The 10382-nt window shown below is 57.8% G+C and carries 14 protein-coding genes; 2 read left to right on the forward strand and 12 right to left on the reverse strand.

Going from position 1 to position 10382, the window contains the following annotated elements; translation table 11 throughout:
* Positions 1-4: 4 nt before the first annotated feature.
* The 7 genes from VLJ37_11190 to VLJ37_11220 all read right to left on the reverse strand — a co-directional run bounded on the left by VLJ37_11190 (position 5) and on the right by VLJ37_11220 (position 3885).
* Complete coding sequence (locus tag VLJ37_11190; GenBank protein HSA60236.1) at positions 5-724, reverse strand: hypothetical protein; 720 nt, start codon at positions 722-724, stop codon at positions 5-7.
* A gap of 134 nt (positions 725-858) precedes the next feature.
* Positions 859-1185: a hypothetical protein gene (locus VLJ37_11195; GenBank protein ID HSA60237.1), complete on the reverse strand. Its 327-nt coding sequence runs from the start codon at positions 1183-1185 to the stop codon at positions 859-861.
* A gap of 22 nt (positions 1186-1207) precedes the next feature.
* On the reverse strand, positions 1208-1534 hold the full coding sequence (locus VLJ37_11200; protein ID HSA60238.1) for a hypothetical protein: 327 nt from the start codon (positions 1532-1534) through the stop codon (positions 1208-1210).
* Positions 1535-1563: 29 nt separating this feature from the next.
* Complete coding sequence (locus VLJ37_11205; GenBank protein ID HSA60239.1) at positions 1564-2151, reverse strand: hypothetical protein; 588 nt, start codon at positions 2149-2151, stop codon at positions 1564-1566.
* 76 nt (positions 2152-2227) lie between these two features.
* Positions 2228-2602, reverse strand: a complete 375-nt coding sequence (locus tag VLJ37_11210) for a hypothetical protein (GenBank protein HSA60240.1) — start codon at positions 2600-2602, stop codon at positions 2228-2230.
* Positions 2603-2637: 35 nt separating this feature from the next.
* Positions 2638-3318 carry a hypothetical protein gene (locus VLJ37_11215; protein HSA60241.1) on the reverse strand — a complete coding sequence of 227 codons (681 nt, stop codon included), beginning with the start codon at positions 3316-3318 and terminating at the stop codon, positions 2638-2640.
* A 147-nt stretch (positions 3319-3465) separates the two neighbouring features.
* The gene (locus VLJ37_11220) at positions 3466-3885 is read right to left on the reverse strand and encodes a hypothetical protein (protein HSA60242.1); all 420 of its coding nucleotides are present in this window, start codon (positions 3883-3885) and stop codon (positions 3466-3468) included.
* Between the two features lie 166 nt (positions 3886-4051).
* Here VLJ37_11220 and VLJ37_11225 point away from each other — a divergent pair, with 166 nt between their 5' ends.
* Positions 4052-5416: a radical SAM protein gene (locus VLJ37_11225; GenBank protein ID HSA60243.1), complete on the forward strand. Its 1365-nt coding sequence runs from the start codon at positions 4052-4054 to the stop codon at positions 5414-5416.
* Here VLJ37_11225 and VLJ37_11230 read toward each other — a convergent pair.
* From VLJ37_11230 to VLJ37_11250, 5 genes are all read right to left on the reverse strand, one after another.
* Complete coding sequence (locus VLJ37_11230; protein HSA60244.1) at positions 5413-6471, reverse strand: hypothetical protein; 1059 nt, start codon at positions 6469-6471, stop codon at positions 5413-5415. The genes VLJ37_11225 and VLJ37_11230 overlap by 4 nt on opposite strands.
* A gap of 2 nt (positions 6472-6473) precedes the next feature.
* Entirely contained in the window at positions 6474-7133 is a 660-nt protein-coding gene (locus VLJ37_11235; protein HSA60245.1) for a hypothetical protein, read from the reverse strand.
* A 60-nt stretch (positions 7134-7193) separates the two neighbouring features.
* Positions 7194-8084, reverse strand: coding sequence for a TylF/MycF/NovP-related O-methyltransferase (locus tag VLJ37_11240; GenBank protein ID HSA60246.1), 891 nt, complete (start codon positions 8082-8084; stop codon positions 7194-7196).
* Between the two features lie 15 nt (positions 8085-8099).
* On the reverse strand, positions 8100-8417 hold the full coding sequence (locus tag VLJ37_11245; GenBank protein HSA60247.1) for a hypothetical protein: 318 nt from the start codon (positions 8415-8417) through the stop codon (positions 8100-8102).
* Between the two features lie 629 nt (positions 8418-9046).
* Positions 9047-9667, reverse strand: coding sequence for a hypothetical protein (locus VLJ37_11250; GenBank protein ID HSA60248.1), 621 nt, complete (start codon positions 9665-9667; stop codon positions 9047-9049).
* Positions 9668-9810: 143 nt separating this feature from the next.
* Here VLJ37_11250 and meaB point away from each other — a divergent pair.
* The coding region (gene meaB, locus VLJ37_11255) for a methylmalonyl Co-A mutase-associated GTPase MeaB (protein HSA60249.1) at positions 9811-10382 on the forward strand (572 nt) is incomplete at its 3' end.

Consider the following 10382-nt stretch of genomic DNA (forward strand, 5'->3'; position numbering starts at 1 on the left):
GATCTTAAATTTTACCAGGAGCGCGGCGCTTTTGCAGGTCCTTGAGGGCAACGGCCGGCTTGTCGGTGACCGGTTGCGCGGGGACTTCCTTGGCCTGGGTCTTCGCGAGATCCGCCAGACGGCTCGAGAAGATTTGCTGTGCCGTCGCGCCTGCGGCAAAGCCGCTCTTCTGCAGATTCTCCTGGGCGGCCTTGCGCGAGCCCCTCTTCGCGTTCAAGAGGCCGTAAACGGAGACCTCCAAGACACGCATGGGAGAGGGATATTGATTGATGATCGACAGGATGAATTCCTTGGCCGGTTTATCGATCCGGGCCTTGCCGTCCACGAGCCGTCCCTGCGCCTTCAAATTGTTCACGTAAACCTGGGTGTAACTGTCGTCGAAGACGGTGCAGGGGATGATCTTCTTGGCGATGATCTCGGTCACTTCCTTTTCCGTATATTCCCTCTCTTCGAGCGCCATCGGGTCCCAAGGGGGATTGATGGGCCCCTCGTAGTGGTACTTCTTCTTCTCCATCCACTGGTCATGGGAGATGATGTAGGAGTTGTCCTTTTGCTTGGAAGGCTCAAAGGCGTCCACCCAGGCCTTATAATTGTACTTTTTGGCGTCGACGAAGCCGGAGGCGTAGAGGAAGGCAATGTCGGTCTGATCCTTGAAGAAAATATACTTCTTCTTGTCTTTTCCCTCTTTCGCGACCCGGATGAAGATGGTCTCTAAAGGATCCATAGTCGGTTCGGAACCCCCTCCGAAGCCCTAATTGACTGAAAACACTATGATTTTATTCTAACGGGGGACGGGGGGAATGTCAAAAGGAAAGGGGTAACTTGGCACGCGGTGTGTCAGGACCGATCAAGGGCCATTTAGGCCAAGAAGTCGGTTGTATCGACGGTCTCGGATTTGCCTTTTTCGATCTCGGCCATTTTCTCTTCGTGTTTGTCTTCCAATTCGCGCATCGTCGCGTGGTGGTCGAGCTTGGCCATGTCGAGACGGGTTTCAATTTGCTCCAGACCGAGCTCCAGGTGGGCCGCGGTGATCTCGGAGCGGTTCATCGAGGCCTCCATGATCCCGAAGGTCTGGACCCCTTGCTGGCCCAGGGCCGTGATCATGTTGTTCGAGGAGGTCATCCCCATGGCCATCGTGTAATCGACCGGGGGGGGGACCGAGTTGGATGTCGTGGACGTACCCATAATCGAATCGTTTTTCCTTTGGTTAGGCCAAAAAGTCCGTCGTATCGACCGTTTTCGTATCGCCCTTTTCGATCTCGGCCATCTTCTCTTCGTGTTTGTCTTCCAATTCGCGCATCGTCGCGTGGTGGTCGAGCTTGGCCATGTCGAGACGGGTTTCAATTTGCTCCAAGCCGAGCTCCAGGTGGGCCGCGGTGATCTCGGAGCGGTTCATCGAGGCCTCCATGATCCCAAAGGTCTGGACCCCTTGCTGGCCCAGGGCCGTGATCATGTTGTTGGACGACACCATCCCCATGGCCATCGTGTAATCGACCGGGGGAGGAGTCGCATTGGATGTCGTTGAACCGCCCATAAATTACCTCTCTTCTGCCAAAACCCTTCCTAAGCCCCGGGATAGACTTGTCCCGGATGATTCTGCTCCCACTCATTTCTGGCCTGGGCCGCGGCCGCGTCGGCCTCGGCCTTCTTGGCGTCCGCTTCCGCTTGGAACGTGTCGTGCCAATTGTCGTTCTGGTTCTTGTCGTTTTGCAGCAGGTCGTCCATCTTCTTCCCATAATCGACCCGGCTGCCGTTCACGAAGCTCGACGTGTCGTCCCAAATCGCACCGGGGGTGTAGCTCCCCCCGTCATTCGCTAAAAAATCGGCGGTCTCCGTCACGTTCGCGCCGCGTGCCGCGTCGACCTCGGCGCCGATCTCGGTCATTTTTTCGACATGCCGGTTCTCTTCCTCGGTCATGAACTGCAGGTAGTTGAGCTTCGCGATCTGCAGCTTCGAATCCAGCTTCTCCAACCCCAGCTCCAGGTTCGAGGCGATCTGCATCTGACGGTCCATCGAGGCCTGCTGCATGGCGAACTGCTGGGCCATGATCTGCCCCATGGCGATCGTCTTGTTGTTGTCCGACTGGTACATCATCGCCTGCGAGTAATCGACCGGAGGCGGATATGATGTCGTCGATTCTGATCCACCCATGTTAAAGCTCCCCTTGCTTCCTAAGTATCGTCAATCTCACCCGAACCAGTTGCGTTTCACCCACGCCGGGTCAACCTCAGCTGCCCTCGGGCTTCTTCGGGTTAAAAATATCGCCGATGGCGTCCCAATTCTTGCCGTCGTCCCCCGTAAAGAGGATGCCCGAATCCATGCTTGTGCCGTTCGGATCGTCGGGCGGGGGAGGGATGCCGTCCCGAGCCGTAAGCTCCGCCCGCCTATTAATGTTCGCTCCCCACTCTTGCATGAACATCAGGGCGTTGTCCGCCTCCTTGCCCGCCTGATAGAAGCCCAACTGCGTGTACATCGAGCCCGTCATCTGGGCCCGCTGCTCCTCCACGCTCTGCTGCTGCTGCTCCCACAGCTTCTGGTATTCCGCCATGATCTCGGCGTTGTTGGCGTCCAAATAAGCTTTTGTTTCCGGGTCGATCGCCATTTTTGTTCCTCTAAACCTTGTAAATTATATCCCTATTATCGGGGGGTCTCAAATCCTAAGTTGCTTAGCGGCTTTACATAAATTCTCTGCATGCCGCGGAGCGACATGGGCCAGAACTCCTTCATCCGGGCCCAGCGCTCCTTGAGCCCCTTGGGCTTGACCGGTTCGTAGCCCAGGGCCCTCATCTTTGCGTCCGGTATCACCAGGGTCGCCGTCCGCTCGTACTCCGCGCCCATCCGGAGGGACATCCGGTCATAGGATTCCTGAAAACGGAAAATGGCGCTGCGCCTCAGCTCGGGGTCGACATCCGGGATCAACTTCTTCGGGAGAATCACCAAGTTCATGAGATAATTCTCTTTTTTGGCGAAGGTAAAGGTCGAGTGACCGCCGGCGATGAGCCTCTTTTCATCCTTCAGCAGACTCGTACCCAGGAACTCCTTGACCAGCCCTTCATAAAAGAGCCCCGGATTAAAGATCGACTTCCAAGTCATGTACTTGCTCGCGTCAAAGAGAGAATGGTTGAACTCGTAGTGAATATGCCCCTGATCATCCATGAATCCGGAGATCTGCATGACCTCGCTGAGCGGCTTGACGGTCCAGGGCATGAAGGTGTCGAAGAGGTCCTCGTCGTTGACGATATAGGCATCCACGAGGCCCAAATGGTCCCGCTTCATGATCCTCGGAATCTTCAAGTCCTTTTGATAGGCCACAGCCATCCCTTTTCTCCTGGATGATTATAGAGCAATTTCGGTGCCTAAAATAGGGGAGAAATGTGGAGTCCTAACTAACTGAATTTATTGTAGAACTTGCCTTCTGCTGAGAACGGACGGAGAGGGGGACTGGTGTCTAAGTACCTCAAATCATTAGCCCATGACCCCACCCGGCCCACCCATACCTCCACCCGCCGGACCACCGCCTGGGCCTAGATTCGGATTGGAGGGCTGTCGGGGGCTGGACGGATCGGCGGGCATTCCAGGCTGGCCCGGGGCCGTCGCACCACCGGGCTGGGCGCCCGGCTGGATGTAGCCCATTTGCTCGAGGTATTGCTGAATGGCCGGATCGCCACCGCCACCGGACTGGGCCATGGCCATGATGCCCGCGGCCATCTGCTCGCTCTCGGCGTCCCTCTCCTGGCGTGCGCGCTCGGCGGCATCGGCGGAGGCGGCGTCCCTCGCGGCCTTGGAGGCCTTGGCCTTATTCGATTCACTGATGCCGATGGTCGTCGCCGTCGTGGCCACTGTAACGGCGGCTCCGATGGCGGCTGCGGCTGCTGCTCCCGACACTGAACCTCCCCGTGGGGTAGGGAGACACCCCTTCCCTTACCTATTTTCGTCTGCGGCACCAAACGAGTTGCGCCTAGGCAGGCAGAGAACTCCCGTGTCTCAATGCCAAAAACATGATATCATTTATTAAATTTGGCGGTCAAATCGGCACATTCGCGCGTCCCCCATGAAAATAGGACTCATCAACGCCATCCCTCTCCACCGTCTGCCCGTCACACATGCCTATTTTCAAACACTATCCCTCCCTCTGGGACTTCTCTACGTGGGCACCTACTTGATGGAACACATGCCTGGGGCACAAGTCTTGATCAAGGACAACGCCGACGATCTCATGGAGGCCGGCATTGACGTTTTGGGTATTTATTCGGTCACGCAGAATTTCGGCTATGCGAGAGAGATCGCCCGGGAGGCCAAGGGAAAGGGGATCGTCACGGTGATCGGCGGTCCCCACGTAACCGCGCTGCCCCATCGCCTCGAGCCGGAGTTCGATTTTGGGGTGGTGGGCGAGGGCGAGGAGACCTTTTACGAGTTGGTCAATCTTCTGGGCCGCGGATACACGATCAAGGACGACCGTTGGAAGAAGGTCCCCGGAATCGTGTACAACGACCGCCACTCGGGTGCCTTCTTCACCGGACGCAGGCACGAAAAGAAGAACCTCGACGACTACCCGATCCCTCGCAGAGAGTTGTGGGCCAAACAGCTTGGCACGGCCCACATCATCACCTCCCGAGGCTGCCCGTTCAGCTGTTCGTTCTGCTCCGAACCCGTCCTCTGGGACGCCTACCGGATGCATTCGCCCGCCTACGTCGTCAGGGAGATCCAAGATATCCTGTCTCATTTCCCGATCCGCCACATCCTGATCTTCGACGACATCTTCACCATCAGCCAGCAGCGCCTGAGCGAAATGGCGGACCTCTTCGAGAGGGCTGGGATTCCCGATCGGCTGTCCTTCAGTTGCTGGGGAAGGACTCATCTCATCAATGAAGCGATGGTGGAACATCTCCTGCGCATGAACTTCAATTTTATCGCCTTCGGGATCGAGTCGGCCTCGCAGCGGATTCTTTCGCAGCTCAAGAAGGGCGCGACGGTCGAGTCCCATCAGAAGGCGATCGACCTCTGCCACCGGGCGGGTTTGAAACTCGCCTGCACCTTCATCATCGCCTCCCCGGGCGAAACGCTGGACGACCTCAAGATGACCTACGATTTCATCCGAAAGAACCAGGACAAGATGTCCGGAATAGAAATCAATCCGGCGGTCCCGCTTCCGGGAACTCCGCTCTGGCAGCAAGCCATGAGCCGCGGTCTGGTGAGCGAAGACATGAATTGGGAGAAACTTTCGGACTGGAGCGTCTTTGAGGAATTCACTCTGGACCGGTACGTCGTCATGAACGAGAATTTCTTCAAGCCGGATTATCAGGACATGTTCAAGAGGATGTACGATCTTTACCGGGAGATCATCGACAAGGGGGAAATCGCCGAGCACACACTCAACTACGTCAATCCCACGATGGAACCCGCCAAGCTGCTTTAACGCTGGGACGATGTCTTGAGGCCGGCTCTCTTGAAGACGATGTCGGCGTCCAAGCCTTGGGATTCCAGGGCGCGGCGGATGTCTTCGGATTTGATGTCAACGAGTCCGCGAATCTCCGCCAGTTCTTGCAGGAGCGTCGACAGGTCAATTCCGGCCGACCGGCACAGGTTCATGAAAAAGGACACGGGATAGATATCCAGCCCAAACGACGCGGGCAGAAAGTCTTCCGACGAAATACCGCGCTTTTCGTTTGGAAGCTCGTCCTCCAAAATGTGAGCGGCGACCTGAAGCCCCTCGAGGTCGACCCCGGTGTGGCGTTTGAGCCGCCCAAGATGGACGGCAAGCAGCTCCATCTGCGTATTTCCCGCCCCGCGCCCCGCGCCCCTCAGGCTGGCATCCGCCCAACGGCAACCCGCTTGCACGGCCGTGATCGTATTGGCGAGCGCAACCCCCAGATGATTATGGGCATGGATCCCCAGGGGGATTTGGACGACCGACAAGGCTTCTTCGACATAGGGCCGGACTTCCCATGGGCTCCAAATCCCTCCCGAGTCGACCAAATAGACGACGTCCACGCCGAGCGATTCGACGAATCTCGCGGTATTCGCCGCAACATGCGGCCTGACGCGTGAGGTCCGGATCATCTGGAAAAACACCTCGTAGCCCAATTTCTTGGCTTCCGAAACCAGCCCTTCGGCCTCCCCGGGCGCGTCGACATTCGTTCCGACGCGGATGAAGTCGAGAAAGGGGCGTAGCTCTCTCAGGGACTCCGTCGACGCGAACTGCGGTAGCGCCACCATTCCGATCCGGGCGCGGGCGGCGGATCCGCGAGCCGTTTCTGCGTAAGCCAAATCGGTTTCACCGGCTCCAAGAAAACCTTTATCCCTGGCGCCCACGCTGACACCGTGTCCGATCTCGATGTAAGGAACTCCGGCGGCATCCAGACACGACACGAGATTTTGAACGGTCTCCAAGGAAAAGTTCTGGTTAAAGAGATAGGCGCCATCCCGGAGCGTCACGTCCATGAGCCTCAATGATTGATCGTTCGGAACCATCGTTATCCTTTCTTCAGGAGACGGCTGAGGCGGTCTTGGATGCTCTGCTCTTTCGAGGGTCCGGTGGAAAAACCCGAGGCCTGCGAGAGCCCCGTCGCAGCCTTCGAGGTCTTGTCCGCCTTGGGCGGAGTCAATTTCATCCTCTCTTCGGCCACCGCCATCTCCCTGTTCCGGCGCGGCGACGGGTAGAGCAAAAAGATTTGCTTCAAGTTGAACTTGAACATTTTGTTGACGACGACCTTTCCGTTCACGATGGCCGTCTTGCGGGCCTTTTCGAATCCTCGCCGAAAGTTTTCCTCGGTGAGGGTCGTCGACGGCAGGATTTTTTGCTTCAGAAGTTTATCGAACGCATCCATATCCCACTCCCCCTCGGGCAGGGTGAGGGGGTCGAAGGGCTCGCCCGTCGGTCCGTCGAACCGAAACGCACGCTTCGCAAGCCATTGATCCTTGGTGACGATATAGCTGCCGTCTGGCTTGAGAGAATCCTGAAAGGCGTCGATCCATTGTTCCTTTCGATACTGGTCGGTATCGACGAATCCCGAGTCGTAGAGGTAGTCCAGGTCATTGCGGTTTCTCCAAACGATGCAACGCATCCCGCCCGCCTGCGGGACGGAGACCTTTTCCCAGATGGTCATCATCGGGTCGCTCGGTTGGCTAACCATACTAAAATATTACACTTTTTCGATATTTCGGGTCAACGAAAGAGAAAAGGCCCATAAGAATCACGAGGATTCCAAGACGCCCCTCAACCGGGCCAGGTTTTCGGACTCCTGGAGCAACCGCTCCTGGACGCCCTTCAGGAACGCAAGATAGGCCCTGTTTTGAGCCAGTTCCTTCACGGATATTGCGATTCCGTCGCAATCCTCCACAATCCACTCTTCGGCATCGCGAACGGAAACGCCCTTTCTGAAATAAACCTGGGACAAGGGCCCCATCTGAAGAGTTTCTTCCGTCTGGGAGATCCACTGCATCGCGGCCGTCCGTTCACCCGCGGGGGGGATGTAAAAATCGTCCATAATGACGGGCGCGCTGGCAACCGCTTTCGGATAGAGGTTCTCAAAGCAGGTGAGGGTGCTTTGATAAATGTCGCAGTCGATGTGCACGAGGGAAAAGCGCTGCCGATCTTCGAAAGCGGGAATCGTGTCTTCGAACCATCCCGGCAGCACGACGGCCGTTGACTGGAGATCATGGGAAGCGATGAACTCCCTGCAGCGTTCGAGATCGCTCTTCAACATTCCTTTTCGGTAGAATGTGTCGACGACCGGATCCGGCTCCGGCATTCCTTGGAAACTGTCGCACAAAAAGACTTTCTTCTTCAAACCGTGGTGCCGGATAAAGAAGGCGAGGAGGAAACCCAAGCCGCCGAGATGGCATCCGCATTCGATGAAATCCCCCTCCAAAGCCGCGGTCTCCATAGCCAAATCCCAAACGCTCTTTGCCTTGTAGATGTCCAAGTAAGTCCAGTCGCGGACAATGCGCCAATATTGGTCGAAGACGGGGTCCTCGATGCTGCAGGGAATTTCGGGAATAAACGGAGGAACGGGAACGAGGCACCGATTGGATATGAGCTCCGCCTGTGAAAGGACCGCGAGAGGAAAATCGATCTTGATCATCGAATAAAGGCCAATTTAAACGCGCATCGATGCCGCTACCAGCCAGGGAGGAGGGCCCGGTTGGCCCGCCTCCGACCTCGCACCCGGCCCGGAGCGCGTTCCGTCGGCGGGTTCGCCTTCGCGGGCGCCCGCCGTGGCCGTCATGAGACCGGCGCCGAGATTGCCGAGTTCACGAACGCTGGCCGCGAGGATCGTCCGTTGCTGATCGGTCATTTGATTTTCCGAGACCGGCGGCGTCGGAGCGGGTGTCGGTGTTGGAGTCGGAGTCGGCGCAGGGGCCGCTGCCGGTGGAGGCGGTGGCGGTGGTGACGGTGGAATCGCGGCATCGCCCATGGTCAGGGGTCTCCTCGTGAACGTTAACTAGATGTGGGCTGCGATCTGGCCTGATCCAAGGCAACTGCCACCTCGGGAGGAGGAGAAGCGACGGCCGGTGTTCCACTGGGCGGGGGAGAACCAGGGGCCGAAGGTGCCGGTGTTCCAGCCGGAGGCGAGTTTGCTGGCTGGTTTGCCGCCGCCGCTGTGCCGGCGATTTGAGCGACACCGTTCACAACGGCAGGTAGTAATGTTGCCCACATAAAAGCCCCACCTTACGTATAGAGTTATCGTCCGCGAATACGTATGAAGTTTCTCATATTCGAGCCTTTACTGGAAGCCCAATGTATCGCAGCAATTTCGTTCGATTCTCTAAGAATATCATGCTCTTAAGCGTACGCTCGACCGGAGGGTGGCGGTTGAGGTTGGCTATTGGACGCCGTGTAAGCGGTCGTGATGACCTTGCAAAGGGCATCCACACCGGCGCCAATATAACCTGCGGCCCCAGCGCCTGCTGCCGGAGTGGCGGCGGCGGCATTGGTCGTGGCTGCAGGCGGCGCAGCAGCAGGAGGCGCGGCAGCGGGTGGTACGTCAGCCATAAGTCATCTCCTCAAGGAGTCGATATTATCGGCACGCAGACTCTCACCAGTTTACTGCTTCTTCAAAAGCTTGCCTAATTGCCCCAGGGCGGTGCTGGAGGGCGAAGGCCCCCGAGAAAAGCCCGTTGCCGGCGAGGTAGGCGATGCCGTTTTGCTTAAGGCGGCGAATCCCATCTCCCGGAGTCGGCGCGGCGAAGGGAACCTGTCCAAGACCTGCTTCAAGGCAAGCTTGAAGGCGGACCCGACGGTCAGACGGCCTCCCGTCGCGATCTTGGCCCGAATCGGTTCCATGTTTTTCCTGAATTCCTCCGGGCTCACCAACATCTCGGGAAAGATTTTTTCCTCGATCAACCGATCGAATTCTTCCCGGGTCCATTCCCCTTCACGGATCTGAAGGGGGTCGAAAGGCTCGCCGACAGGCGAATCGCCCATGTACTTCTTCTTTTCGGCCCACTGTTTCTCGCTGACGACGTAGCCTCCGCCGGTCTGCAACGAGTCCTTGAACGCCTCCGTCCATTCATCCAGGTTGAATTGTACCGCGTCGACGAAACCCGCCTCATAGAGCAGGACAAGCTCCTTCCGATCCTTGAACCGGATCGCGCGCCGTCCGTCGGGACCGGCCTGAGAAAACTTTTCCCAAAAAAAATGGATGGGATCTTGAGAGTCCGTCATGAATTGAGATCATAGCTTTTTTTCTTTTTCTTCTCAAAGCTAATCAGGTACGAAAATCAAGCACATACCGAATCCTGCGGCTTCGGTACGATCGAAGCGTCGAATTTTTTTAGGAGTCTCACGTGGATGATCTTGTCGCCAAAATGCTTTCGGGGGACCGACTGGCCCTCTCGCGGCTCATCTCCCAGGTCGAGGCCCGGTCGGGGGATTTGGTCGCCCTCATGGCCGAGGTCCAGAAGCGCTGCGGCAAGGCGGTCAGGATCGGCATCACGGGGCCCCCGGGGGCCGGCAAATCGACCTTGACCGACAAGCTGATCGCCCACCTGCGCAAGAAGGGGAAGACCGTCGGCGTCGTGGCGATCGACCCGTCCAGCCCCTTCTCCGGCGGGGCGGTCCTGGGCGACCGCATCCGCATGCAGGAACACGCGGGCGACGAAGGGGTCTTTATCCGGAGCCTCGGATCGCGCGGCAGCATGGGCGGGATCTCGCGCGCCACGCGGGAGGTGACGAAACTCTTCGACGCCTTCGGGATGGACTGCGTCCTCGTCGAAACGGTGGGCGTCGGGCAGACGGAGCTCGACATCATGGAGATCGCCGACACGACGGTCGTCATCCTCACGCCCGAATCGGGCGACGCCATCCAGACGCTCAAGGCGGGTATTTTGGAGATCGCCGACATCTTCGTCGTCAACAAGGCCGACCGCGACGGGGCGCC

It is taken from the genome of bacterium (assembly GCA_035454885.1).
GTDB lineage: Bacteria > UBA10199 > UBA10199 > JACPAL01.

What these genes read in the sequence shown, in the direction of transcription:
- VLJ37_11230 (HSA60244.1), bottom strand. Translation starts at nt 6,471, where the DNA reads ATGGTTCCGAACGATCAATCATTGAGGCTCATGGACGTGACGCTCCGG.
- VLJ37_11225 (HSA60243.1), top strand. Translation starts at nt 4,052, where the DNA reads ATGAAAATAGGACTCATCAACGCCATCCCTCTCCACCGTCTGCCCGTC.
- VLJ37_11245 (HSA60247.1), bottom strand. Translation starts at nt 8,417, where the DNA reads ATGGGCGATGCCGCGATTCCACCGTCACCACCGCCACCGCCTCCACCG.
- VLJ37_11200 (HSA60238.1), bottom strand. Translation starts at nt 1,534, where the DNA reads ATGGGCGGTTCAACGACATCCAATGCGACTCCTCCCCCGGTCGATTAC.
- VLJ37_11250 (HSA60248.1), bottom strand. Translation starts at nt 9,667, where the DNA reads ATGACGGACTCTCAAGATCCCATCCATTTTTTTTGGGAAAAGTTTTCT.
- VLJ37_11190 (HSA60236.1), bottom strand. Translation starts at nt 724, where the DNA reads ATGGATCCTTTAGAGACCATCTTCATCCGGGTCGCGAAAGAGGGAAAA.
- VLJ37_11195 (HSA60237.1), bottom strand. Translation starts at nt 1,185, where the DNA reads ATGGGTACGTCCACGACATCCAACTCGGTCCCCCCCCCGGTCGATTAC.
- VLJ37_11210 (HSA60240.1), bottom strand. Translation starts at nt 2,602, where the DNA reads ATGGCGATCGACCCGGAAACAAAAGCTTATTTGGACGCCAACAACGCC.
- VLJ37_11235 (HSA60245.1), bottom strand. Translation starts at nt 7,133, where the DNA reads ATGGTTAGCCAACCGAGCGACCCGATGATGACCATCTGGGAAAAGGTC.
- VLJ37_11215 (HSA60241.1), bottom strand. Translation starts at nt 3,318, where the DNA reads ATGGCTGTGGCCTATCAAAAGGACTTGAAGATTCCGAGGATCATGAAG.
- VLJ37_11240 (HSA60246.1), bottom strand. Translation starts at nt 8,084, where the DNA reads ATGATCAAGATCGATTTTCCTCTCGCGGTCCTTTCACAGGCGGAGCTC.
- VLJ37_11205 (HSA60239.1), bottom strand. Translation starts at nt 2,151, where the DNA reads ATGGGTGGATCAGAATCGACGACATCATATCCGCCTCCGGTCGATTAC.